Genomic DNA, 25,243 nt, shown 5'->3' with positions numbered 1-25,243 from the left:
GCCTTATCCGTCCTCCTGATGCAAGAGAATAGTCAAACCCATAAGTACTCCAAATATTCCAGGCGCCCATGCTGCTACCAAGGGGGGGACGATACCCGCGCCCCCGAAATCCTTGGCCAACTCGGTGAGAACGTAAAGCACGAACCCGGACAGGATTCCACCCAGAATCATACTTCCCAATCCACCAAACCGTGAAACTTTAAGGGAAACTGCGGCTGCAATCAAAATCATGGCGACCAAAAGAAGCGGCCGTGCCAACAAAGTCTGGTACTGCAAATTATACCTATATGCGGGTAACCCTGCGTTTCTTGCCAGTTCAATAAAGCGCGGCAGGTTCCAGAACGAGATGGACTCCGGCGAACCGATGCTCTCGCGTACTTCGGTTGCCGTTAAAAATGTGCTGACCTGATATTGTCCATAAGGCTGTGGATCTTGCTCGGTCGTATAGACGATAGCGTCATTGAGATACCAGATTTCATCTCCGAGCCGAGCTTCATCTGCCTCGATACGCTCCCGGAACGTGCCATCCTTGTCGAAGGTAAAAACCGTAACGCCGAGAAGTCGTGTTCCACCGTCAAGCAACTGCCGGGCAAGAAGCACCGACTCACCGTCGAGACCATCCTGCCTGACCCACACCTCATTGCTGTTCTGCAGCAAAAATGTCTGGTCCGAACCGAAAAGGCCGGTCGCGACCTCGTCGGACTTCTTCTGGAACCAGACTGCCGCCGGATTGTAGACTGTTACGGATAATATCCCGAGGCAGATGCCAACCAGGATCGCAGGCAGGGAGAATTGCCAAACCGAAATTCCGGAGGCTCTGGTAACCACGAGTTCCAGAGCACGGCTAAGTGTAACAAAAGCCGCGATAGAACCGAAAAGGACGGTGAAAGGAATGACCTGCTCGAGAAGCAAGGGCACGCGCAGCGCGGAGATGAGTGCGACCCGCAAAACGGAAAATCCTTCGCGGTCGCCACCCCTGCGAACCAGTTCCAGAACGTCAAACAGAAAAATGAGGACAGCCGCGAAAAGAAACAGTCCCAGTATGGCCTTGAGGAACCGGTTAGAGAAATAAATCGACAGGGTTCTTCCGAGGATCATGAGGCTCCCCCGGTCTGCCGGTTGTTCAGCCGATTGCCGATTGCCTCGATGCGATCCTGTACAGTGTGCTGCAGATTGCTCAGCCATCTGGGCTGCGAACGCTGTTCCTTGAATATCGATATGAGCGCCAGAACGGATCCTGCAATCGGCACGGCATAAAGCAGACCCAGCAGTGCCGTCGGCCCGCCGGAAATCGCCGTTACGCCAAACCCGGACGTACGCAGGATCACACAGCAGGCAATCGCACCCACGATGGCGGCACCGCGCCCCTGTCTGGTGGTTCTTGCCTTGCCCAGAAAAGCGAAAACAATCAGTCCAAATGCGATCGCATAGAGAGGTTGACTGAAACGCTCGTGTAGTTCCTGCGTCAGTTTGTCGGAATTTTTCAGGGCATACGCGTCGTTTTTGCCCGGAGCGAACAGATTGGCCGTGGTGCGTTCGCTTGCCTTGAAGACCGGTTCTCCGGCTTCTGGTATCAGATTGGACAGATCAAACGCATAGGACTGAAAACGGACAATGGATATGTCGCCTTCCTGCTTCGGACGTCTCTGGATCGTTCCGTTGTTCATCACGAGCAAAGTGCGATCAGCCGCTTCGACAATCTGTCCTGTATCCGCCTGGTAGGTGAAGGCGGTTTCTGCGTCGCGTGTGTCGTGGAGCAAAAGGCCGTCGAGCGTGCCGTTGCCGGTCCGGTTTCTGATATGAAACGTCAGACCGCCCTCGACCGAGATGAATTTGCCGGGTTTCACGATGTTGGCAACAAGATCAGCCCTGACCCGGGTGATTTCAGTGCGCAGCTGTGCCAGCCCGCCCGGGGCGATGTAAAGCGACAGACTGCCGATCAACAGCATGACGGCAAATGAAAACAGCAATACGGGTTTGAGAACGAGAAATCTCGAGCCACCGCTTGCATCGATGACAATCAGTTCACTATCACCGGAAAGAGCGTTTAGTACGAGGATGAGCGCAAGCATCAGCGCGAAAGGCGCGACAATCATGATAAGAAACGGCAAGGCGAGCATCGTGATGCCGATGAACTGGACAATCGTTTGCCCTTTGGAAGTCACCAGATCCAGCTGCCGCAAAGCTTGTGTCGCCCATACAACACCGGTCATTGCCGCAATCGTCAGCGTGAATGCGTACAGTGTCCGGCGCATTATGTAGCGTTCAAGCGTTTTCATGTCTGGCCGGACCAGGTCCCTTGTTTTTTCGGTGAAAATTCCGCTCAGCCACCGAATAACACGGAATGTGGTGAACGCCGCATAAATAAGAATGGTTAATATACATTAATTTTGCTGGCTCTTGCCGAAAAGGTGTGCAAACGCCATGATTTGCGGACAAATCAGGCTTCTTTGAGAGTGGGCGATCTGGTGCGCCGGCAGTCAAGGATCAATCAGCAATTTCAACAAGGACCGACGAATGACCAAGCTTGCAAAAATTTCCTTTTCCAAGGCTGACGCTCCGAAGAAGGGAGTAGCCGTTGTACTGGTTGCCGATGGGCTCGGCCTCGGGGCAATCTCAGGAGAGGTGGTTGCCGGCCTGGAGGGCGGCCTTGAGCGGGTCGCCGGTATCGCGGGTTTTTCGGGAAAGAAAAAAACAAGCCTGGACCTTGTCGCCCCTGCAGGCCTTGGTCTCGATCGCCTGATCGCATTCGGCATCGGCAAGGCCGAAGACCTGACCGACGCAGACTGGCGGTCTTTCGGTGGCGCCGTATTCGCGGAGTTGCAGAAAGTGAAGGCAGAGACCGTCGAGGTTCTCCTTGAGGCGCCGCAGGGAGTGGATATCCCTGCCTGTGCGGTGGCCGAATTCGCTATGGGCGCAAAACTGCGGGCGTATGCATTTGATGCCTACAAAACCAAAAAGAAGGACGAGACGGGCAGCAAGGATCTCAAGCTCACGTTGAAAGTCACAGATCCGAAGTCGGCGAGAAAGTACTGGGGTGTGTCGCAGGCCGTTGCCGATGGTGTCGTTCTGGCGCGGGATCTGGTCAATGAACCGGCAAATGTTCTCGGTCCTGTAGAGTTTGCCAGGAAAGCCTCCGATCTGGAAAAGCTCGGCGTTGAAGTTGAAATCCTCGGCGAAAAGGAAATGAAAAAGCTGAAGATGGCGGCACTGCTTGGCGTTGCTCAAGGCTCCGTTCGTCCGCCGCGGCTGGCCGTCATGCGCTGGAACGGTGGCAAGAAAGCCGATGCTCCGGTTGCGTTCGTCGGCAAGGGTGTAGTCTTTGATACCGGTGGCATTTCAATCAAGCCGGCTGGTGGCATGGAAGAGATGAAGGGTGACATGGGCGGTGCCGCCGCGGTCATCGGGGCAATGCATGCAGTCGCCGCTCGCAAGGCGAAAGCAAATGTCATCGGTGTAATCGGGCTGGTGGAGAACATGCCGGATGGAAACGCCCAGCGTCCCGGCGACATCGTCACCGCAATGTCCGGTACCACGATTGAAATTCTTAATACGGATGCCGAGGGACGTCTCGTTCTGGCGGATGCACTCTGGTACACCCAGGAGAAGTTCAAGCCTGCAATCATGATCGACCTTGCAACGCTGACAGGGGCGGTCCTAGTCGCGCTCGGCAATCTCAATGCAGGTCTGTTTACCAACAATGACGACTTGGCCGACAAGCTGCTTGCATCTGCGAAGGCAAGTGGTGAACCGCTGTGGCGGCTTCCCTTGTCAAAGGACTACGACAAGATCATCGACACACCAAATGCCGATGTGAAGAATACCGGCGGCCGCTGGGCCGGCTCGATTACGGCAGCGCAATTTCTTCAGCGCTTCGCCAATGACGTTCCCTGGGCACATCTGGACATCGCTGGCACCGCGTTTGGTGCCCCGAAAGACGATATCTGCCAAAGCTGGGCGTCGGGATACGGGGTGCGGCTGCTCAACCAACTGGTCGCAGATCACTACGAAAACTGAGTAGCCTTGTCATGAAAGCAAAAGAAAAACCCGCCGGAAAGGCGGGTTTTTCAAGACTATCCGGCTTGCTCAACAGGTTTTGTATGTCTGACAAGCGGTTGCCGGTTCGACCAGCATTCCCATTCCAAGCGTGGCGCCTGCAACAACGGCTACCAATGCACAAAACACAACAACACGTGCAATCATTCACTATTCCCCTTATTGGCCGGTTCGGGACCACCGCACACCGGCCACCCAGAAATGATCCTTGGATCGTCCCCGGGAACAAACCCTAGTCAATCGACATTTGCGAAGGGTTAATGATACGAGTCTTGTGACCTGTCTATGTCGCAATTGCGATGAAACGGATTTGTGTGAGACGCTGTTGCACGAGCGCATCACTCGGGAGGTCCATATCGACACTTGCCGCGATCAAACCGATACGCGTGCAACATGCGCCGGAGTGGAAAATGAGCGTGGAAGTGATGTTCTACCATCTGCTGCACAAGCCGCTCGAAGCGGCCTTGCCGCAACTTCTGCTCAAATGCCTTGAACGTGACTGGAAGGTGGTTATTCAGACCGGAAGCGAGGAGCGCTGCAATGCACTCGATGCGCATCTTTGGACCTTTGCCGACGACAGTTTTCTTCCCCACGGAACCAAAACGGACGGTTTTGCGGAACAACAACCTATTTATCTGACGTCGGAACAGGACAATCCAAACGCTGCCGAGGTGCGCTTTCTGGTGGACAGGGCCGATCCGCCATCTCTGAAGGATTACAAACGGGCGATCTACATGTTTGACGGCAACGACCAGACAGCGCTCGAGGAAGCGCGCAGGCGTTGGAAAGAGGCGAAATCCGAAGGGTTTGAGATCGCCTATTGGCAACAGACGCAAGTTGGCGGCTGGGAGAAAAAGGCTTGAAGCCAGGGGAGACGGGTGTGAAGAAACTGAAGATGTCGTCAGCCGAAATGGTGACACGGGCAAAGGAACGGATCGAGGAGATCGGGACGGAAGAGGGCATCAGGCTGTTTGAGGACCCTGACGTCGTCTTCGTCGATATCCGCGACGTCCGCGAGCGTCAGAAACTGGGGTTTATTCCGGGGAGCATCCATTGCCCGAGGGGTATGCTCGAATTCTGGGTTGATCCGGAAAGTCCCTATTTCAAGGATGTATTTGCCGAAGACAAGAAGTTCGTCTTCCATTGCGCTTCCGGCTGGCGCTCGGCCTTGAGCGTGTCGACCCTCAACGACATGGGGTTTGAGGCCGCTCACCTGAAAGACGGATTCAACGATTGGGCAAAGCAGGGCGGGCCGGTGGAACAGTCGCCCTAAGTTCCTATTGGCGGGTTTCAGTTGGCGAGTGTCGGGCGAAGATCGTTTTCGTCTGGAAGAAGATCCGGATCCAAGCTTGCATTTTCCCCCGGGGTTGCTTCGGGTTTGGCGAATTCTTCCTCATCCTCCGAGGCGTCCCGGATTTCTTCTATCTTTCCATCCAGAACCGACTTCGCCCAATCGACCATTTCGTCATCAACAGCGTCGGCCCGATTGTCGTTGATCATTTCCGACAGTGCCTCCCTAAGTGCCTCATCCGAGACACTCTCCTGCAACTCAGCTACACTATCTTCGGCATCGCTGAACGCTGCCTCTGCTTTTGCGTATTGTTCAAACTCCGGACTTCCAAGGAAATCGCTCAGATTATCGATCTCTTCTTGCAGTGCTGCAACTTCCTCTTCGTTCGGGAATCTGCCATCCGGGTTGGTGGAGGCTTGCAGTTCCGCAATCTCGTCTTCCAGCGATTTTATTTGCTCCGCGATCCGATCCGATATTTCGTCAGATGAAAGATCTTCGAAATCATCAGGCAGTTCGTTTCCTTCCAGAACGTCTGCCAGCCGGTCGCGTGCCTTAGTAAATTCATCGGTAAGACCTTTGAGAGTTTCGGTTGCCTCGCGAAATTCAATCGAAGAACCGATGAATTCCTTGACCGAGGCAAGATGAGGGTCATTGGAGTTCAGGAAGGCCCTGTAATTCCTTTTGAGAGAATTCAAGCGCCCCAGTCTGGCATTGAGATTTTTCTCCTTCAGGCTGGGTCTCCGTGCGGGTATTGTGGCAACACTGCCAAGACTCGCACGCTCGGCCTTTGAAAGACGAAAGTTGGAGTTGGAGGATCCGCGCCGACTAAATTTTTTGTTTCCGTTCCCTGCATTGTTTCCAAAAACGTTGCCGAAGAACCCCTTCAAGCCGTTTGAATTGTCCTTGTTCTTTCTGGCATGGGTTTTGTTCTTGCGGTTGTTGAATATTTCGAACCCGCCATTCCCGCCCGCACGATTAGCGTTACCCGACTTCTTTGAGTTGCCGCCATGCCCGTTCCCGTTCCCGTTTCCACCACCGTTGCCGTTTCCGTTCCCGTTCCCGTTCCCGTTACCATTTCCATTCCCGTTTTTCGCGTAAGCCTCGCCGTTCGTTTCCAGGAAAGGAATGAGCTCAGGGGTTACGACGGGTGCCAGCACAAGAGTTCCGGTACAAATAAGGACGAGAAGGGAATTCTTCCGGGACATAAATTCGACCTTCCGCATTTCGCTATTCAGGAAATTGCAAGCGCAAACGAACGCTTTTTTCTTCGCAGCGGTATTAATACTGGGATCCAATTCCGAATGAATTATGCGCGTGCTGTGGAGAATTTGAAATAATTTTGAGTGACACGGGTTTTGTTTTTTTATTTTAACCGTCTAGTCGCACCCGTTGATTTTTCGCGAAAGCAAGCGTTGGTTGAGTGTGCGAGCCGGCCGCTTCCATGGGTTTTAGATACATCAGTTTGGTCACGAATACTTTGGTTTCAAGCTTGGGAGAGAGTTGGTCATGAGACCATGGCAACCGGACGTTTCGTAGCGTCAGCCGGTGTCCTCATATTCGGCTGACAGTTCCAGCCAGTCTTCTTCCGCCTTGACCAGTTTTTTCTCGCAAAAAGCGCGTTCCTTGGCGAATTTCGTCGCGCGATCCGCTTCGCGCAGAAAAAACTCGGGGTCTGCCAGGGCTTCGTCAAGCTTGGCGATCTTGTCCTGCAGACGCGCCATTTCCTTCTCCGCCGCCTCGATTTTCTGCCTGAGCGGCTTGAGCTGTGTGCGCTTCTGGGCGGCCTCGCGGCGTTTTTCCTGTGCGGATGCCTTTTCGGCTTCTTCGGCCGCCCGCATACGAGCTTTTTGAACGGCCTCCGGGCCTTGCAGGATCAGCCGGCGATAGTCCTCCATGTCGCCATCATAGGGGTCGACCTTGCCATCGGCGACCAGCCATAGCCGGTCGGCACAGGCCTCGACCAGATGCCGGTCATGGCTGATCAGGACGACGGCACCCTGATAGTCATTCAGGGCCATGACCAGGGCTTCACGGCTGTCGATGTCGAGATGGTTTGTCGGTTCATCCAAAATCAGAAGATGCGGACCGTCAAAGGTCGCAAGCCCGAGAAGGAGCCTTGCCTTCTCTCCGCCTGACAGGTCCTTTGCCGGGGTGTCCATGCGGTCTGTCGGCAATCCGAAGCGTGCAACCCGGGCGCGGACTTTTGCCTCCGGCGCATCCGGCATCAGCGCTCGGACATGCGCAACGGAATTTTCCGAAGGCTTCAGCTCATCAAGCTGATGCTGGGCAAAGAAGGCGATCTTCAGTTTTGACGCCTTTGTGATTTCGCCGTCCATCGCCCCAAGGCGTCCCGAAATCAACTTGGCGAAGGTGGATTTGCCGTTGCCGTTGGCGCCAAGCAGCGCAATACGGTCATCTGTGTCGATATTCAGTGTCAGGTGCGACAGGATTTTTGTGTCACCGTATCCTGTCGACACATTCTCCAGTTTCAGGATCGGCGGCGCGAGCTGGTTTTCCGGATCCGGAAACTGGATCGGCTTGCCGCTTGCTTCCGTCAGCGCGGCGATTGGCTGCAGCCGTTCCAGCATCTTGAGCCGGGATTGAGCCTGACGGGCCTTGCTGGCCTTGTAGCGAAAGCGGTCGACAAATGCCTGCATGTGCTTGCGCTGGGCATCCTGTTTCTCCCTGGCTTTTTCCGCCAGCACCAACGCTTCGCGGCGCTGACGGTCGAAGCTGTCGTAGCCACCGGAATAGTAGGTCAGTTTGCCGCGCTCCAGGTGAACAATGCTGTCAACGGCCTTGTTCAGAAGATCCCTGTCGTGGGAGATCAGGAGGACTTGATGCGGGTAACGGGCGACGTAGTTTTCGAGCCAGAGCGTCCCTTCGAGATCAAGATAGTTGGTTGGTTCGTCCAGAAGCAGGAGATCGGGTTCGGAAAAAAGCACCGCTGCCAGCGCGACACGCATGCGCCAGCCACCGGAAAAGGAGGAGCAGGGTCGTTGCTGGGCGGCTGCATCAAATCCCAGTCCGGCCAGGATGGCGCCTGCTCGTGCTTCCGCCGTGTGGGCACCGATATCGGCAAGCCTCGTGTGGATATCAGCTATGCGTTCGGGATCGGTTTCCGTTTCGGCCTCGCGTAGCAGTCCGCTGCGCTCCTTGTCGGCTGCCAGAACCACTTCCATCAAGGTGTCTTCGGTTCCCGGAGCCTCCTGAGCGACCTGTCCAATCCGCGCTCTTTTGGGGATTTGAACGAAGCCGGTCTCGGTGGAAAGATCTCCGGTAATGATCTTGAACAAGGTGGATTTGCCCGCACCATTGCGGCCGACAAGCCCGGTCTTGGCTTTGCCGGGCAGCGTCACACTGGCTTTTTCGATCAGGAGACGGTCCCCGATCCGATAGGTTAGGTCTGAAATCTGCAACATGGCCGGATGTTTGGCGGAGCATGGCCGGGGATGCAAGCGGAAAGCGTCGGTCCCCGTCATCCGACGGTGGGCTGTGGCTTCGATGCAATGCCCGCCGCCCGCACACTCACTTGTCCAGAAAAGTCAGTATTTCCTTCAAGATGCGCTGATGCTGCGATTGACGCTCGCGATGTCCCTTGATGCAGACAATTTCATCGCCAGGCTCGTGTTCTTCCAAAATGGCGTAACCTTCCGGCTTGCACACTCCCATGAAATCGAAGTGGCCTGCATCCGGCAGTTCAAGGTGTTTGACTTTTTGCCCTGGCAGGGCAGTTGCGAGCGCACGGGATTCGATCTCCTGGTTCAGCATGTCTGCACGTCCGGAACCCAGCACCAGGACCGGTATGTCAAACCGGGCAAGACTGTCTCGAGAGAAGACGGGAGTGCCGCCAAGATCCAGACTGATGACTTTGCTGATCCTGTCATCCTTCCGGGAAGTTGCCATTTCGGCCTGATCGTCTTTCGTTTCCGCGACAGACCAGCCGCTCAGAACTTCACAGGCCACGGGAAGGTCTTGGCCATCGCACACGGTCCTGTACCGGGCGTTGTCGAATTCCGCACCCGCCAGCATCATCACCGTGAAGCCGCCCAGCGAATGACCCGCGGCGTATATCCTGTTCCGGTCGATGACGGGTGCATATTCGCTCTTGTCGATGAGAAAAGAGATCAGCCTGGAAAGATCGACGGGCCGCTGCCACAATTCACGGGCTTGGTCCGCGTCGCGCAGGAAAGTGCTGGTCCCGGGATGGTTGATCATTGCGACGACATATCCACGGCGTGCAAGTTCAGATGCGAGCCAAGCCTGATTGAACGTGTTGCCGTACATGCCGTGTGAAACCACTACCAGCGGAAATGTGCCATCGGCGACCGTGCCACGCGTGTCCGCAAGCGCCATTTGCCAGACCTTGCTCTTGTCTGCGCGGCTGTGCTTTCCAGGTGTTGGCGTCGGAAACCAGAGGTCACCGGAAAGCGGTCTTTCGGGCCGCTCGTCTGCGACGTTGATTTTAGCGACGCCCGGACCGTAGGGCAGGGCAGTTTCGCTGTCGGCCTGTGCTGCGTTCACAGCGAGAGAACAAGCCACAACAAATGCGGCCGGGAGCAGAAGTCTTTGCGCGAGGCGGTGGCGGAAGAAGAGTGAGGGCATGGGACCTCCGGTTCGATTGACAACTCCACCAACGTGGGTGCGGACTGCAGGTGTTGACAATCGCGGGGAAAGCTTTGTCCTGTCCTTAAACGTGATAAAGGACAGGTGGCCAGCCCGTCCCCCCTGCAGGCAAAGACATGATCAGCATTCCGGTTTCCTTTCTGCTTGCAGCAATCTTCCTCGGACTCGGTCTTTTGGCGGTTTTCTGGCGGGCGCTACCGCTCTTCTCCCGACTGCTTTTTGCGGTCTTTTTCTTATTGCTTTGCGTGGAAGCCGGGTTGGTTGGATTGCGCTTTGCGCACGGCAACGTCGATTTTCTTGCCTTGCAAAGAAGTCTGCCGGTCTGGATTGCACCAACTCTCTATCTTGCCTTTGCGACCCTGACGGTACCTTTCGACGGGGCGAAGCGTCTGATCCGTTTGAACGCTCTGGTCGCCACCTTCTTGACACTAGCCATGATGTTGCCGGTCCCGATCCCAGGCTTTGTGGACGTCGTCATTGGCATGACTTTCGCGGTTTACTGCCTGGCCCTGTTTCTGGTCTGGATCGGCGGGCCTGACAGGTTATCGGAGGCGCCCACCGGTCAAAGCGGTCTTTTGCACAAGCTTCAGCTGGTGGCGATTCTGGTCATGGCCGCGACACTTGCAACAGATGCATGGATTGCTCTGCTGTTTGCGCAGCAGAAATTCGCGATGGCCGCGGATATCATCTCCTATGCCAGTCTGGCCTTTCTGCTCGCGGCCTTTGGACTTGCCGTGCTTGCTTTGCGCTATCGTCCGCCTCGTCGTTCAGAAAAAAATGTATCGGCAGCACAAGCCGACAAGGTCGCCCTTGTTGAGGCGGCAAGACGGATCCTGTTGGAGCAGGAGCTTTATCGCGATCCCGCCTTGACGCTGACGCGCCTGGCAAGACGGACCGGAACTCCGGACAGGGACCTGTCTCAGGCCGTCAACAAAGTTGTCGGTGTCAATGTCAGCCAGTTTGTCAATCAGATCAGGTTGGAAGAGGCTGCAAGGCTGCTGGCAGAGACAAATGCGCCAGTGACCAGAATTCACGAACAGGTCGGGTTTCTGACCCGTTCGAACTTTTACCGGGAATTCCAGCGGATGTTTGAAGAGGCACCGGGTGCCTATCGCAAGAACATTCAGTCCTCGCCAGACAGCAGATCAAGGTATAGCGATGCAAATCCGCCGAGCAGTTCGTAACAGATAATCACTTCGCGCAGGTCCGGATCCCAAAAAGCATTGTCGGTGCCGCAGGTGGTCGCGCGGTATGTCACCTGTTCGGGCAGGTCGTAGAATGTATCGAGTTCGTTGGCGACCTGGTCCATCAAGGCGCTTTCCTGAAAGGAGGTCGCCAGTGTCTTCAGGTTTTCAGGTGCATCTTCATAGATGATATCGATCTTGCCGGCCGGCTCATCGCCATCACGAACAAACGGATCGGTAACGACTTCCCAGGACTCAGACGCCTGGTCAAAGTCGAAGCCGCAGCTGTCGATACGATCTTCAGGAAGTGCAAGGTCTTGGGCAAGGTCCAGAAACGCAGCTTCGTCCGCGCCGACCATCATGCAAAGCATTCGATATCCGCGCTGTTGGTCGAGATCGTGTTCGTCGTAAAAGATCAGTGCGTCGTGGTTGTCCTCCGACATCAGGAACCAGCCGGTCATTGCATGATAGAGAAAGAGGTCCATGTCATCGGTGTCGGCGGCCAGCATGGAAATCGTGGCAAGGTTGTCGACTGCGTCTTCCTCCTGAGCAAGGACCGGAAGTCCAAGCTCCGAAACGAGCATGTGTCCACCTTCGTGATAGATCACGAAGAGCGTGTTGCCCGAGACGAATTCCAGCAGTTCGCCGAGACTGTCGGATGAGAGTTCCGCCAGACTGGCTTCAAGACCCGCATAGGGTTCTCCGTCCGCGTCTGCACCGGTCTGTGCCGAAGCGATTTCCTGGACGAGGCTGATCGCCAGGATGAGCGCAATCAAAAGGAAGGAAAACGGATTGACTATCGATGTCATGGGTTTCTGCCATTGATAACCGGTCGGTTGAACTTGCTCGGCGAGACAAATCCGATGCCGAGCAAGACTACGCATCCGTTTGCTTCAATGCCAGCTTGTTCGGGCGTTATCGAGCGGTTCCAATTGCCGATATCGCAAGCGAGATGAAAATGTCATGCGCTGGCCCCCTTGCGGGGCAGGCGGTGCACAGTTATGAAGGCCGCGAAATTTCTGAAAATGAGGGACCGGCGATGGATCGGCCCGTTTGTGAACCAAGAAAGACGAAACCATGGCGATTGAACGCACGTTTTCCATGATCAAGCCGGACGCAACCAAGCGCAATCTGACCGGCGCCATCACCGCCAAGCTGGAAGAAGCCGGCCTGCGGGTTGTAGCCTCCCGGCGCGTTTGGATGTCTCTTCGGGAAGCAGAAGCCTTTTATGCTGTTCACAAGGAACGCCCGTTCTTTGGCGAGCTGACCGAATTCATGTCTTCCGGCCCGACCGTCGTTCAGGTGCTGGAAGGCGAAGGCGCGATCGCCAAGAACCGTGAAGTCATGGGTGCGACCAATCCGGCAGAAGCCGCTGACGGCACGATCCGAAAGGAACATGCACTTTCCATCGGCGAAAACTCCGTTCACGGTTCCGATGCGCCTGAAACGGCCGCTGAGGAAATCGCATTCTGGTTCTCCGGCACCGAAATCGTCGGATAAATCCGTCTCTTTACGAGACTTGAAAAGCCGGTCCATGAGGGCCGGCTTTTCTGTTTGTTTCTGAACCCGTTTCCTGACACATCCAGTTACACATTCTTACCAAAAAACTGATGTGCTCCCGTGAGGAACCGACCATATTGGCGCCGTCGGGGTATTGGAATCGGGAGAAAGAGACAATGCGTTTAGGTCTTGCGTTTGCGAGCGCTCTGATTGCATTCCCTGCAGCTGCACATGACAGCTCTGCACCCCTTGGTGGTCAGGAACCACTCGAACACACTCATATCGCGGATGAAATCTGGGATCTGCTTCTGCCTGAGGCTGAAGCGAGCGCGGATATCACCGTTCAGGGGAACACCAGGCGCATTCGCGCAAATGGCTACCCGATAAAGTCGCCAGGACGGTTTCCAAACCGCAACAATCCGCATGCGATTTCCAAGAAAAACTACAGTTTGAAAGTGCCTCTCAATCCGCGCAGGACCAACCGGGCAACAAGCGCACAAGGTTCTGTTTTCGGCATCGCCATCAATGGCGTCGTGATGGACCCGGGAACGGCGGAGTTCTGGCAGAACGATCGCCGTTCAGGCTGGAACTATGAAGCGCTGGGCGGCGCCTGCAAGCTTGGGCTGGACAAATACAATGCCCACGTCCAGCCGGACGGCACGTACCACTATCACGGCATACCTACGGGAGTTGTCGCCTCCAGCGGCGGCAGGTCGGTCCCTGCAATGATCGGTTATGCAGCCGACGGCTTTCCGGTCTATGGCCAGTACGGGTATTCGGATCCTGCCGGAAAATCATCGATGAAAAAGCTGAAGAGCAGTTATCGGATCAAGAGCGGAACCCGGCCGGATGGTCCGGGGGGATCCTATAATGGCAAGTTTACCCAGGACTGGGCCTTCGTCTCCGGTGCGGGAGACCTGGACCAGTGCAATGGTCGTTTTGCGGTCACACCGGAATATCCGGACGGCACCTACCACTATGTCCTGACTGACACGTTTCCCTTCATTCCCCGATGCTGGATGGGGCAACCGGATGCCAGCTTCACGCGGCTGAAAGGCCGAGGACAGCGCCGCGGCGACGTTGAGATGGAACAAGTCAGCCCGACAATTGACTTTGCCACCATGACGGACAACTCGGAAGCAGCCGGACACCTGATCCAGGTACAAGGCGGTCAGCCGCCACGAGTGCGGCCCGGCGGTCCGCCTCCGCAAAGGGGGCAGCGTGGTCAACGCGGTCCCCGGCAGGGCGGTGGCGGACAAGGCCGACGTGCACCGTGCAGCGGCAGCTGAGTAAAGACACGATTGCCTGAATTGAAAGGGAGGCGCTTGACGGCGCCTCCCTTTGTTTTTCATAACGCATGATCGTAGACCTGTTCACAACAATCCTCCGGATCGGACGCGGCATGAACCAGCAACCGCCAAAAAGCACATTCTCAACGTGTCCGCACGATTGTCCCTCGTCGTGTTCACTTGAAGTGCACTTTTATCCGCATGGCGACGTGAGGCGGTTGAATGGGGCCAAGGACAACGACTATACGGCGGGCGTAGTCTGCGCCAAGGTTGCCCGATATCCGGAACGTCTCTATCACCCAGAGCGCCTTCTCAAACCCATGCGGCGTGTCGGCCGCAAGGGTGAGGGCCGGTTCGAGGAAGTTTCCTGGGAAACTGCCCTTGATCTGATCGCCGAGAAATTCCTGGAAGTCGAAGCCGAGTTCGGTGCACAGAGCATCTGGCCATATCACTATGCCGGTACGATGGGCCTGGTGCAGCGGGACAGTATCCACCGTTTGCGGCATGCCAAGGGATATTCTCGCCAGTTCGACAGCTTCTGCACCAACATGGCCTGGACCGGATATGTTGCGGCAACCGGCAGCCTGACGGGTCCAGATCCGCGCGAGATGGCGCGTTCGGATCAGATCGTCATCTGGGGAACCAATCCGGTTGCGACCCAGGTCAATGTCATGACCCACGTCATCGCAGCTCGAAAAAAACGTGGTGCCCGCGTTATCGTGGTTGACGTCTACGAAACCGAAACCATGAAACAGGCCGACATCGGCCTCATCCTGAAACCGGGAACAGACGCCGCGCTTGCCTGTGCCATCATGCATGTTCTCTTCCGCGACGGCCATGCAGATCGGGACTACCTGAACGCCTATACGGACTGTCCGCAGGAACTGGAAACTCACCTTGAGACCAGAACTCCTGAATGGGCGGCGGCGATCACCGGGCTCGAAGTCCGGCAGATCGAGGAAGTCGCAAATCACATCGGGGAAACGAAAAAGACCTTTTTCAGACTTGGTTACGGCTTTACCCGATCGCGCAACGGCGCTGTCGGCATGCATGCGGCAGCTTCCATCGCCAGTGTGACCGGTTGCTGGAAGTATGAAGGCGGTGGAGCGTTCCACAACAATGGCGGCCTGTTCAGGTTCAACAAGGAGATGATCGAGGCGACCTCGCTGAAGGATGCTTCGACACGTACTCTCGACCAGAGTCTGATCGGCCGTATTCTGACCGGTGACGAAGAGGCGCTGCTCAACGGTCCACCGGTCAAGGCACTTTTCATACAGAACACCAACCCCATGTCCGTTGCACCGGAGCAGGAACTGGTCAGGGAAGGGTTTTCGCGTGATGATCTCTTCACTGTCGTGCACGAACAGTTCCTCACGGAAACCGCTCAAATGGCGGATATTGTTCTGCCTGCCACTCAGTTTCTGGAGCATGACGACATCTACAAGGGTGGTGGTCATCAATATCTGTCACTCGGTCCGAAGGCGGTTGAGCCGCCGGAAGGTCCCAGAGAAAACATATTTGTCATCAATGAGATCGCAAAGCGCGTTGATTCAAAGTCTCACCCCGGATTCGATATGAGCGCACGCGATCAAATCGACTGGATGTTGCAAAATTCTGGCTTTGGAACACTGGTGGAACTTGAAGCGGAAAAGTGGCGCGACCTTCAGCCGGATTTCGAAACCTCGCACTACCTGAACGGTTTTGGACACGCGGACGGCAAGTTTCACTTCAGACCCGACTGGGGCAGGGCGGAGGCACCGAACAAGCCTGAAGGGGATGCTGTCTTCGGCCCGTGCGATACCATGCCGGATCTGCCTGACCAATGGGACAGCATCGAACAGGCCGACGAGATACACCCGTTCCGCCTGGCAACATCGCCTGCGCGTTCCTTCCTCAACTCGTCTTTCAATGAAACGGAGACATCACTGAAGAAGGAAGGCCGGCCGGAAGTCTGGATCAGGCCTGACGAAGCGGCGCGTTTCGGGATTGAAGACGGGGCCAAGGTCCGGATGGGCAACGAACGTGGAGCCGTTACGCTGCATGCACGGCACGTGCCGAGCGTTGCACCCGGCACAGTGATTTCAGAAGGTATCTGGCCGAACGCATCCTTTGAAGATGGCAAGGGCATCAACACGCTGACCGGCGCCGACCCGGTTGCGCCTTATGGCGGTGCAGCGTTCCACGATACGGCTGTTTGGATAAGGGCTGAATAGCAATTCCCTTGTCAATTGATCTCGATACTCCCATCTGGAATGCGTTCGGACAAGTTGCTTGATGGGATGGTGAGCGTGCTGAGGAAGTTGCTTAAAGCTGGTATTTTGATCGCGGCAATTCAGGCGATCGCAATCATGCCTGCGAGTTCAAGCCCTCTGCTCGAGCAGCTGCAGCCGGTTGAAAGCTGGGAACCTACGCCAATCAAGCGAGGTGAGTTTCGGGCAAATTTCCATGAAAAGTACAGCTTGGCGCTGGAAGATCTTGATGTCTTCCCCGATGCAATACGTCGCCATCTAGGAATTGATGACAACTGGCATAAGGACGAATTCAGCGGGTTCTCGAAGGAAATCCGTTCCTGGATTTTCCTTGTGGTCGTGACCGACAAAACCGGCGACTATTTTTCGAAAGCAGTGCTCTTGAATTTGAGAAGCGGACAAAAGTCTGCGCTTGAGTTTGAGAATTGGAAGTCGTTGTATTTACCGAAGCTGAAGCAGCTGGATCAAGGTTGGACGGTAGTTGTTCATGACTACCACGGTTGGCTGAAATGGAACGAAAAGTCAAACGTTCTGCAGAATTTCCATTGCACCGATATCGCAAACTATGCCTGCATCCGACACTCATTCAAAATAGGGTGGAGCCAGCAGGAGCTCACAAGAGTGGAAATTGACCTCGAAAGGAAGTTCTTGGACTGGAAGCCGATTTGGGACTCAGGACAATGGTTGATTGATCCGAATAGCGCCGACTTTGATACAAGATGACTTCGTAAACACTGAATTTTTTCAAAAAAAGGCAGCGCAGACCCCGTCCGGGTGCGCTGCCTTGCCAGACCTGATTGCAGGTTTGGGGCTCCCGTTGGTCAGGTCTGGTTTTCCGAAGGCTCCGGGTCCGCATTCGCAAGCTTGCCTTCTTCCGCCTTGTAGAAATATTGACTGGCAACGAGCCAGCCCTTGAGCGGGCGCAGCATGGGAATGCAGGTGAGCAGGATCAGGGGCAGGGTGGTCACAAGGTGCACCCAGTAGGGAGCCGTGAACGCGATTTCCAGCCAGATGGCAAAAGCGACAGCCGGAACACAGCCGAAGCAGATGACGAAGAAGGCCGGCCCGTCCGCGGGATCCGCGAAACTGTAATCCAGTCCGCAGTGATTGCATCGCGGTTTCAGGGTCAAGAACCCGTCGAAAATCTTGCCTTCCCCGCAGCGCGGGCAGCGGCCCTTGATGCCGGTCTGGATCGGTGGGAGCTTGGGCCAGGACTGTTGTGCGTTCATTGGCGTTGCCATTCTCTGGGGAGCTTGCGGTCGCAGCTGAATGTGGATTGATATCCCGTCACTTCAATATTGATAGGAAGTGATTGCATTCAATTTATGAAATTACTGCAGCAAGTCAAGCCATCCCGCTGCGGCAAATTGGCTTGTGGCATCAGAAATAGACCGACGCCCTTGCAGGGGAAGCTTGCAGCGTTTGAGCGATGATTTCCATGGCCTGGCTGAGTTGCGCATGGTTGATAGGGCCACCAAGTCCGATCCGGACAGCCTCCAGTGGCTGGCCTGAAACGGTAAAGGCGTCAGCTTCGACAATACCTATCTGCAGATTGCGCATCTGGCTGACGAAGGCTGACCGGTTCCAGCCGTCCGGCAGGTTGAGCCACAGGTGGAATCCGTCCGGGTCGGCTAAAAATGCATGATCCTTGAGATAGTTGGCTGCAATGGTTTGCCGTGTTCGGCTTTCGGAGCGGATCTGGTCGAGAAGAGCGGCCGCCGTGTCATCTTCGATCCAGCGCGTTGCGAGCCCAACCGTCAGCGGAGACGGCATGACTTGCGATGTCCGTACTGCACGTGAGAACTGCCAGGATGCACCCTGGTCCGGTGCAAGAACGTAGGCGAGCCGCAGACCGGCGCCAAGGCACTTCGACAGCGAGCCGACATACCAGGTGATCTCGGGCGCCAGTGTGGCAAACGGAACTGGAGGCGTTCGGCTGAGTAGACTGTAGGCATCGTCTTCGAGAATGGGGATGCCGTGGTTCTCGGCGATAGAAACCAGTTCCCGCCGACGCTTGTAGGGCACGGTGCGTGTGGTCGGATTGTGCAGGGTCGGGTTGAGATAAAGGGCTCTCAGCCCGCCGGTTCTGCTTGCTGCTTCAAATATTTCAGGGATGATACCGTTTTCGTCCGTTTCCAGTCCTTTGAGTTCCAGGTGAAGCTGCGCACAGACAGAACGAATGCCAGGATAGGTGATCGCCTCGCTGCCAATCTGATCGCCAGGGGCCGTAAGCGTTGCCAGAATGTTTGTCAGAGCTGCCTGGGCACCTGGCGAAAACAGAATTTGCTCTGGTCTTGCGGTCAATCCAGCGCTTTTGAGCCAACTGACTGCAGCGTTCTGGTCCGGCTCGGACGTCTCGAAGCTCTGATAACGCAACAACGGTGTCAAATCTGATGAAAGCGCGGAAAAACCCGACTGCATTTTGGACAACAGAGCCGTGCCTTCGGGCTCCGGCGGCAAGTTCATGGAGAAATCGGGAATGCCGATGCGGCTCGAATGACCTCCGGTGTTCTTCTTGTCGCCGTCATGGGGATGTGTGACAAACGTTCCGCTCCCAACCTGCGAAGACAGGAGGCCGCGTCTGCGGGCTTCGGTGTAGCCGCGGGCGACGGTGGTGAAATCCAGGCCGAGCAGTTTCGCCAGGTGTCGTTGCGCAGGCAGCCTGTCACCCGGCGACAGGCGGCCGGTCGAAAGATCGGTTTCGATGCTGTCGGCTATGGCGATGTAACGTGGCGCGTTACTGTTTGAAAGGTCGGGGTGCCAATTGGTCATGCGCGGTGGGGTCTTTCAAAATTGACTGCATATTGACTGTATATCTAATGTGAATTGGTTTGTCATCCCGGTCAGACAAGATGCTGGATACCCACCGGGCAGCGCTTCTGCACAACAAGCAGAGAATACCGGGTTTCATCAGTTGGTCCGTTCGGTAAGTGAACAGGAAGATCTGGAAAAATCAGAAACGGAAGCGGGGCAATGGGCATTTGCGTTTCGTAACTGAAATGCGCCGCCTGCAGGTCACGCCCGGTCCATCACCTCCACCGAAAGCACCGTCGGCAGATGCCGTGCGATTTCGTGCCAGTGATCGCCTTCGTCGAAACTGGCGAAGATCGACCCTGAATTGGTACCGAAGTAAAGACCGGCCGGGTCTCTGTCATCGCCGGACATTGCCTGGCGAAGAACGGTGAAGAAGCAGGCTTCCTGGGGCAGGCCGTCTCGCTGCGCCTCCCAGTTCTCACCACCATCCGACGATTTCCAGACCGCCGCCGAGGCATCGGGTTGATAACGGCCGGCGGCATCGCCGTTGAGTGGAATGGTCCAGATGGTCTGAGGATCCCTTGGATGAACGCGGATCGGGAAACCGAATGTGGAGGGGAGGCCGTCATTGATGCTGTCCCAACTCCGGCCGCCATCCGAGGAGCGCCATACACCATGGTGGTTTTGCTGGTAAAGAAGATCGCCGTCGCCGGGCGCACGCATCATGTTGTGGACGCAATGACCTGTATCGCCGTCTCTCGGTGCGGCAGGATGGTCATGACCCTCGCAGGCAGCCGCGTTGGAAAGCCGGTTCCGCCGCTCCCACGTTCTGGCTCCGTCTTCCGTCGCAAAGACACCGGCCGCTGAAATGCCGATCCAGAGCTTCGCCGGATCCTTGGGATCGGAAACAATCGTATGCAGAACGAGCCCTGCGGCACCCGGATTCCAGCTGTCAGCGGAAGGGTGATTGGCAAGACTGTCCACATGCTCGAAACTCTTGCCCCTGTCACGGCTGGCAAGAAGCTTGGCCGGTTTGGTGCCGGCATAGAGTGTTCCATGGAAGAAACCAAGCGACCAGATTTGCGAGAAATCATCGCCGAATGGTTGGGGTTGATCGATCCAGCCGATGAGCTTCGCAAAATCAGGATCATTCGCGGCCCAGTCGTCCATTGAACCCCTTGTGAGTTTTGTCAGCTCCCAGGTATCGCCGCCATCGTCGGATCGCCAGATCCCCGCACCGTTCCAGTCACTGCCTCCGCCTGCCCACAATGTGTCGCTCTCAGCGTCACCGACAACGTGGTTGACCGGCCAGCCATCGCATAGTGGTCCCTTGACGGCCCATCCTGACCTGTCACGGCCTCCGGAAATCAGAAAGGCACCTTTGGTGGTACCGACAAGGATTGTGAGTTCGCCAGTGCGCATCTCATGGTCTCCTCCCGTTGATGTGCAATTTTAGCATGTAATTGCACCCGGTAAGTGCCGGGGATGTCATTTTTTCGAATGCAACTCATGAAGGGCGAATTAATCCAAATTATGATAATGGGTATAGAAAAATCGATATTTTAGGATAAGTTCTGACAGAGTGCTGGTGAAATGAAAGGTCAGTTTATGCCCGGATCGTGCTTCAGATATTTGTTCCCGGTATTTGGTGTCATATCCTTGATGCTCTCCTTGACGACTGCGAACGCTGATGGTGACCACGAGGCGATCGGAGAGGATGTCTGGAAGCTGCCGTTGTTCGATGCGCATGTGCACTACAAGGAACCGGCGTGGGATCGATATCCGGTCAAGAGCATTGTCGAGCTCATGGACCAGAACGGTGTTGCCATGGCGCTGGTCTCTTCGACACCCGATGAGGGCACGGTCATGTTGTGGGAATATGCACCCAACCGGATTGTCCCGGAGTTGCGCCCCTATCACGGTGCTGCCGGATCTTCCAACTGGACCAAGATGGATGGCATGGACAGCTATCTGGAAGAGCGACTTGAAAGCTATCCGCATGAAGGCATTGGTGAATTTCACATCCGCCAGCTTGATACCTCGGACGAGGCACTTTTCCGGAAGATCATTGCGATGGCGAAGGAACGGGACATCTATCTTCATGTTCATTCCGGCACTGAGCCGATCCGCTGGCTCTACGGACTGGACCCCGAAGTGAAGATCATCTGGGCGCATGCGGGTCTTGGATCACCTGCGCCGGAGGTTTATGCGTTGATGGATGAATTTCCGGAACTGCTCGCCGACACATCCCTGCGCGAGTACAATATTCTGGGTCGCGGTGAGACGCTCGATCCGCAATGGCTTGAAATCATTTTCGATTTTCAGGACAGGTTGATGATCGGCAGCGATACCTGGGTCAACAGCCAATGGGACAGCTATTCCGAGATCATGACAACGAACCGGCTCTGGCTGTCAAAACTGCCGCGGGAAGTCGCCGAGAAGATCGCCTACAAGAATGCCGAAAGGTATTTCGGTCGCGAAATCACGATGGATCAGATCGGCACAAAATAGGCCCTGGCCACAAGGGTGCTGGTCCTCTCAGGGCCAGATAAGCTCCGCTGAATTGTTGTTTTCAGCACCTGTGACGACCCGTGCTCCGGTCACCTTCGTTTTGCCGGTTGCAACGAGTTCCAGCGCCTTCGGGTAAATCTTGTGCTCGACGTCAAGCACGCGCGCGGCGAGCGTATCGGGCGTGTCATGATCGAGAACCGGGACGGCGCCCTGTACGATGATCGGACCATCGTCCATTTCCGCCGAAACGAAATGAACCGTCGCGCCATGAAGCTTTACGCCTTCTTCCAGCGCGCGTTCGTGAGTTGCCAGTCCCTTGAAGGAGGGAAGCAGAGCCGGATGAATGTTGATCATGCGGCCCGACCACGCGTTGACTAGATAGGGTGTCAGGATGCGCATGAAACCGGCAAGAGCGACAAGATCGATCCTGTGCTCTTTCAGGACGTCGTCGATTGCTTTTTCAAACGCCTGCCGGTCTCCGGCAAAGTCTTTGTGATCGACAACTGCCGTCGCGATACCAAACTCGGCCGCACGTTCAAGCCCCTTGGCATCCGGCCGGTTGGAAATGACCAGCGTGATTTCCGCGGGATAGGAGGGAGCCATGGCCGCCGAGATCAGAGCACCCATGTTCGAGCCGCGACCCGAAATCAGGACGGCTGTACGCTTGCGGTTCATGCCGACAGGCCCAGGGAATTGTCAAAAAGAACCGGTGCGTCACCCTCGGCCTCTATCCTGCCGATCCTAGTCACGCGCTCCCCTTCGTTTTCCAGTACTCTGGCGACGTCATCTGCTTCGTCGTCGGCAACCACGATCACCATGCCGACACCACAATTGAAGGTGCGCAGCATTTCCTTCTCCGCAACACCACCTGTTTTGGCGAGCCAGGAAAAAACCGCGGGTGCATCGATGGAAGAAAGGTCGATCCGTGCCGAACAGTTTTCCGGCAGGACGCGAGGAAGGTTTTCAGGCAGCCCCCCGCCGGTGATATGCGCGAGCGCCTTGATGCCGCCGGTTTGTTTCAGGGCGGAAAGCAAGGGTTTGACATAGATCCGCGTCGGTTCCATCAGGACACTTCCGAGCGTCTTGCCGTTCTCGAACGAAGCCGCGTCGGACCAGGAAAGTCCAGCCAGTTCCATGATCTTTCGCACCATGGAATAACCGTTGGAGTGAACGCCGGAGGAGGCCAGGCCCAAAAGCACATCGCCTTGAGCAACATCCTTGCGTGGCAGGATTTGCCCTCGTTCGACGGCACCGACGGAGAAACCAGCAAGGTCGTAGTCGCCTTCCTTGTACATTCCGGGCATCTCGGCGGTCTCGCCGCCGATCAGGGCTGCACCTGCCAGTTTGCAGCCGTCCGCAATCCCGGCCACGACATCGCTCGCGATGTCGACATCAAGTGAACCGGTCGCAAAATAGTCGAGAAAGAACAGCGGTTCGGCACCCTGGACAACAAGATCGTTGACGCACATGGCAACCAGGTCGATCCCGACCGTTCTATGTTGGCCGGTTTCGATGGCGATTTTCAGCTTGGTGCCAACACCGTCATTCGCCGCCACAAGGATCGGATCGTCGAAGCCGGCGCCCTTGAGGTCGAACAGACCGCCAAATCCGCCTATGTCACTGTCCGCACCTGGCCGTGATGTTGCCTTGACAAGGGGTTTGATACGATTGACCAGCGCGTTGCCCGCGTCGATGTCGACGCCGGCGTCGGCGTAGGTCAGACCATTGCTTCCTGAAGGCTTGGAATGGCTCATGACAGCTCCAGTCTGGTTTTCCATGTGCTCGCTGACGGCGTGCTTGAATATCCCTGCCGCGCATACAGCCTTGCAGCGCTTTTCACAAGAGCTGCCGGATGTCTTCAACGTCAAATACGCCCCTTGACCGGACAAGGTCGCTCAACCTATGTGCAAGGAGGACTGAACCCTGTTCCGAATTATGTATCGTGCCGCGGACTTTCCGAAACGCGTCAGATTTCTCGTTGGGAGGAAATTTCATGACTTTGCGCCGTCAGGTTCAATTCTGGTTGATCTCCCTGCTTGTTTCCTGCGTGTTTCTCTACATTTTTTCAGGCGTTCTGCTGCCCTTCGTTGCCGGTATGGCCGTGGCATACCTGCTCGACCCGGTCTGCGACCGGCTTGAGAATCTGGGAATGAGCCGCCTTTGGGCGACGCTGACCATCTTGCTGTCTTTCATTTTTGTCCTGGCGCTGTTCTTCGTCCTGCTGTTGCCTGTCCTTGGCAACCAGCTGGCAGCCTTTCTGGAAAACTTCCCTGACCTTGTTCGGCGTCTTCAGGCGCTGCTTGCGGAATACTTCCCGGCCAATCTTGCCAGTCTGGCCGGATTGTCGCCGGAGGACCTGCAATCCTCCATGACCGATCTGCTCGGGCAGGGGGCGTCCTTTATCGGCAAGCTGGCGCAATCCATCTGGAGCGGAGGTCAGGCCCTTCTGTCCATCCTGTCACTGTTCGTGATCACGCCGGTGGTTGCCTTCTATCTGCTGCTGGACTGGGATCATATGGTAGAGCGGATCGACGGCTGGATCCCGCGCGATCACCTGGGGGAAATTCGCGGCCTTGCAAAGGAAATGGACGGAGCGGTCGCCGGATTTGTTCGCGGTCAGGTGTCGGTCTGTGTCATCCTCGGGTTCTTTTACGCGGTATCGCTCGCCTTGGTCGGGCTCAATTTCGGTTTGCTGATCGGCATGGCGGCAGGGCTTGTGAGTTTCATTCCCTTTGTCGGAGCGGCACTCGGCTTTGTGTTGTCTGTCGGCGTTGCACTGGTGCAGTTCTGGCCGGACTGGCCGTGGATACTTGTGGTGGGAGCTGTGTTTGCGGTCGGCCAGTTCCTGGAAGGCAATGTGCTGCAGCCAAAACTCGTCGGCGAAAGTACGGGGCTGCATCCGGTCACCCTGATGTTTGCCTTGTTCGCCTTCGGATCTCTCTTTGGATTTGTAGGGATGCTGATTGCCGTTCCCGCCGCGGCCATGATCGGGGTGCTTGCACGTTTTGCTCTGAGGCAGTACCTAGCAAGCCCGGTTTACAAGGGTATCGGCCGTACGAAGACGACAGCCGAAGAGTAAGTGACACGATCATGGCGGAACCTCCGCGCCAGCTACCGTTAGAGCTACCGCACGAAGCTGCTCTCACGCGCGACGACTACTTGGTGGGCGTCTCCAACAAGGCGGCATTCGAGCTGCTTTCGCGGTGGCCTGACTGGCCGTCACCTGTCGTGGTCCTTGCCGGGCCGGTGGGGTCGGGAAAAACGCATCTGGTCCGCGCGTTTCAGGATGAAAGCGGGGCGTCCGTGATATCGGCCAGGGAGCTTGCGGCGGATGTCGTGGAAGACCTTTTGGTAGCGCCCGCCGCCGTGATTGAAGATACGCATCTCGGTGTCAATGACACTGCACTCTTTCACCTTTTGAATGCTTCGCGGCAAGCTGGCAAAAAGGTGCTCATCACCAGTAGGACGTGGCCGGCGAGCTGGAAGATCACGTTGCCTGACCTCATGTCGCGCCTGCGTGCGGCGACACCGGTGGAAATTCTGGAACCGGACGACGACCTTTTGCGCCGCGTGCTCGTCAAGCTTTTTGCCGACCGGCAGATATCGGTTGATATCGGCGTTGTGGACTATCTTGTCGTCCGCATGGAAAGATCACTGGAGGTGGCGATGCAGGCGGTGCAGGCCATTGACCGGGAAGCTCTGGCCGGTCGTGTGAAGATAACCAAGCCGCTTGTTGGCCGGGTATTGGAAAATGTGCATAAAGGCCAGTGAGTTGTTTGCTTG

22 protein-coding genes are annotated in these 25,243 nt (G+C 56.1%); 11 read left to right on the top strand and 11 right to left on the bottom strand.

All coding sequences use genetic code 11. From position 1 onward, the window contains the following. Positions 1–3: 3 nt before the first annotated feature. Positions 4–1,098 carry an LPS export ABC transporter permease LptG gene (gene lptG, locus LA5095_RS21370; protein WP_055118579.1) on the bottom strand — a complete coding sequence of 365 codons (1,095 nt, stop codon included), beginning with the start codon at positions 1,096–1,098 and terminating at the stop codon, positions 4–6. Next, the gene (lptF, locus tag LA5095_RS21365; RefSeq protein WP_055118577.1) at positions 1,095–2,279 is read right to left on the bottom strand and encodes an LPS export ABC transporter permease LptF; all 1,185 of its coding nucleotides are present in this window, start codon (positions 2,277–2,279) and stop codon (positions 1,095–1,097) included. The genes lptG and lptF overlap by 4 nt, the downstream gene beginning before the upstream one ends. 238 nt (positions 2,280–2,517) lie before the next feature. Here lptF and LA5095_RS21360 point away from each other — a divergent pair, with 238 nt between their 5' ends. The 3 genes from LA5095_RS21360 to LA5095_RS21350 all read left to right on the top strand — a co-directional run bounded on the left by LA5095_RS21360 (position 2,518) and on the right by LA5095_RS21350 (position 5,329). Continuing rightward, positions 2,518–4,017: a leucyl aminopeptidase gene (locus tag LA5095_RS21360; protein ID WP_055118575.1), complete on the top strand. Its 1,500-nt coding sequence runs from the start codon at positions 2,518–2,520 to the stop codon at positions 4,015–4,017. A gap of 449 nt (positions 4,018–4,466) precedes the next feature. Next, the gene (locus LA5095_RS21355) at positions 4,467–4,919 is read left to right on the top strand and encodes a DNA polymerase III subunit chi (RefSeq protein ID WP_055118573.1); all 453 of its coding nucleotides are present in this window, start codon (positions 4,467–4,469) and stop codon (positions 4,917–4,919) included. 32 nt (positions 4,920–4,951) lie between these two features. Continuing rightward, positions 4,952–5,329 (top strand): rhodanese-like domain-containing protein, encoded by a 378-nt coding sequence (locus LA5095_RS21350; RefSeq protein ID WP_082442851.1) that lies wholly within the window; start codon positions 4,952–4,954, stop codon positions 5,327–5,329. 17 nt (positions 5,330–5,346) lie between these two features. On the opposite strand, the gene LA5095_RS32815 is transcribed toward LA5095_RS21350, so the two are convergent. The 3 genes from LA5095_RS32815 to LA5095_RS21335 all read right to left on the bottom strand — a co-directional run bounded on the left by LA5095_RS32815 (position 5,347) and on the right by LA5095_RS21335 (position 9,952). Then, positions 5,347–6,552 carry a hypothetical protein gene (locus LA5095_RS32815; RefSeq protein ID WP_158510424.1) on the bottom strand — a complete coding sequence of 402 codons (1,206 nt, stop codon included), beginning with the start codon at positions 6,550–6,552 and terminating at the stop codon, positions 5,347–5,349. 333 nt (positions 6,553–6,885) lie between these two features. After that, positions 6,886–8,769, bottom strand: a complete 1,884-nt coding sequence (locus LA5095_RS21340; RefSeq protein WP_055118569.1) for an ABC-F family ATP-binding cassette domain-containing protein — start codon at positions 8,767–8,769, stop codon at positions 6,886–6,888. 106 nt (positions 8,770–8,875) lie between these two features. Then, positions 8,876–9,952, bottom strand: coding sequence for an alpha/beta hydrolase family protein (locus LA5095_RS21335; protein WP_082442824.1), 1,077 nt, complete (start codon positions 9,950–9,952; stop codon positions 8,876–8,878). 137 nt (positions 9,953–10,089) lie between these two features. Between LA5095_RS21335 and LA5095_RS21330 the strand changes: the two genes are divergently transcribed. Further along, the gene (locus tag LA5095_RS21330; protein WP_055118565.1) at positions 10,090–11,157 is read left to right on the top strand and encodes a helix-turn-helix domain-containing protein; all 1,068 of its coding nucleotides are present in this window, start codon (positions 10,090–10,092) and stop codon (positions 11,155–11,157) included. Here LA5095_RS21330 and LA5095_RS21325 read toward each other — a convergent pair. Then, a complete protein-coding gene (locus LA5095_RS21325; protein ID WP_055118563.1) occupies positions 11,097–11,966 on the bottom strand; it encodes a DUF4344 domain-containing metallopeptidase in 870 nt (289 codons plus the stop codon). The genes LA5095_RS21330 and LA5095_RS21325 overlap by 61 nt on opposite strands. A gap of 268 nt (positions 11,967–12,234) precedes the next feature. On the opposite strand from LA5095_RS21325, the gene ndk reads away from it, so the two are divergent. The 4 genes from ndk to LA5095_RS21305 all read left to right on the top strand — a co-directional run bounded on the left by ndk (position 12,235) and on the right by LA5095_RS21305 (position 16,918). Continuing rightward, positions 12,235–12,657, top strand: a complete 423-nt coding sequence (gene ndk / locus LA5095_RS21320) for a nucleoside-diphosphate kinase (protein WP_029066429.1) — start codon at positions 12,235–12,237, stop codon at positions 12,655–12,657. A gap of 176 nt (positions 12,658–12,833) precedes the next feature. Continuing rightward, positions 12,834–13,946: a YHYH protein gene (locus tag LA5095_RS21315; RefSeq protein ID WP_055118561.1), complete on the top strand. Its 1,113-nt coding sequence runs from the start codon at positions 12,834–12,836 to the stop codon at positions 13,944–13,946. A gap of 113 nt (positions 13,947–14,059) precedes the next feature. Further along, positions 14,060–16,159: a molybdopterin-containing oxidoreductase family protein gene (locus LA5095_RS21310; RefSeq protein ID WP_055119036.1), complete on the top strand. Its 2,100-nt coding sequence runs from the start codon at positions 14,060–14,062 to the stop codon at positions 16,157–16,159. Positions 16,160–16,198: 39 nt separating this feature from the next. Further along, on the top strand, positions 16,199–16,918 hold the full coding sequence (locus LA5095_RS21305) for a hypothetical protein (RefSeq protein WP_055118558.1): 720 nt from the start codon (positions 16,199–16,201) through the stop codon (positions 16,916–16,918). Between the two features lie 98 nt (positions 16,919–17,016). Here LA5095_RS21305 and LA5095_RS21300 read toward each other — a convergent pair whose 3' ends face one another. The 3 genes from LA5095_RS21300 to LA5095_RS21290 form a co-directional block, all read right to left on the bottom strand. Further along, positions 17,017–17,424, bottom strand: a complete 408-nt coding sequence (locus LA5095_RS21300) for a DUF983 domain-containing protein (RefSeq protein ID WP_055119035.1) — start codon at positions 17,422–17,424, stop codon at positions 17,017–17,019. Between the two features lie 151 nt (positions 17,425–17,575). Then, positions 17,576–18,967: an aminotransferase-like domain-containing protein gene (locus tag LA5095_RS21295; RefSeq protein WP_055118556.1), complete on the bottom strand. Its 1,392-nt coding sequence runs from the start codon at positions 18,965–18,967 to the stop codon at positions 17,576–17,578. 243 nt (positions 18,968–19,210) lie between these two features. Then, positions 19,211–20,371: a WD40/YVTN/BNR-like repeat-containing protein gene (locus LA5095_RS21290; protein ID WP_055118554.1), complete on the bottom strand. Its 1,161-nt coding sequence runs from the start codon at positions 20,369–20,371 to the stop codon at positions 19,211–19,213. A 249-nt stretch (positions 20,372–20,620) separates the two neighbouring features. Between LA5095_RS21290 and LA5095_RS21285 the strand changes: the two genes are divergently transcribed. Beyond that, the gene (locus tag LA5095_RS21285) at positions 20,621–21,460 is read left to right on the top strand and encodes an amidohydrolase family protein (RefSeq protein ID WP_208992802.1); all 840 of its coding nucleotides are present in this window, start codon (positions 20,621–20,623) and stop codon (positions 21,458–21,460) included. 27 nt (positions 21,461–21,487) lie between these two features. On the opposite strand, the gene purN is transcribed toward LA5095_RS21285, so the two are convergent. Then, on the bottom strand, positions 21,488–22,135 hold the full coding sequence (gene purN / locus LA5095_RS21280) for a phosphoribosylglycinamide formyltransferase (protein WP_055118550.1): 648 nt from the start codon (positions 22,133–22,135) through the stop codon (positions 21,488–21,490). Then, positions 22,132–23,214 carry a phosphoribosylformylglycinamidine cyclo-ligase gene (gene purM, locus LA5095_RS21275; protein WP_055119033.1) on the bottom strand — a complete coding sequence of 361 codons (1,083 nt, stop codon included), beginning with the start codon at positions 23,212–23,214 and terminating at the stop codon, positions 22,132–22,134. The genes purN and purM overlap by 4 nt, the downstream gene beginning before the upstream one ends. Before the next feature lie 239 nt (positions 23,215–23,453). Between purM and LA5095_RS21270 the strand changes: the two genes are divergently transcribed. Beyond that, on the top strand, positions 23,454–24,539 hold the full coding sequence (locus tag LA5095_RS21270) for an AI-2E family transporter (RefSeq protein ID WP_055118548.1): 1,086 nt from the start codon (positions 23,454–23,456) through the stop codon (positions 24,537–24,539). 11 nt (positions 24,540–24,550) lie between these two features. Continuing rightward, positions 24,551–25,231, top strand: a complete 681-nt coding sequence (locus LA5095_RS21265) for an HdaA/DnaA family protein (protein WP_055118546.1) — start codon at positions 24,551–24,553, stop codon at positions 25,229–25,231. The last annotated feature ends 12 nt before the right edge of the window (positions 25,232–25,243 follow it).

The sequence above is a fragment of the Roseibium album genome (genome assembly GCF_001404515.1).
Lineage (GTDB): Bacteria > Pseudomonadota > Alphaproteobacteria > Rhizobiales > Stappiaceae > Roseibium > Roseibium album.
This window is presented reverse-complemented; position numbering and strand designations above follow the sequence as displayed.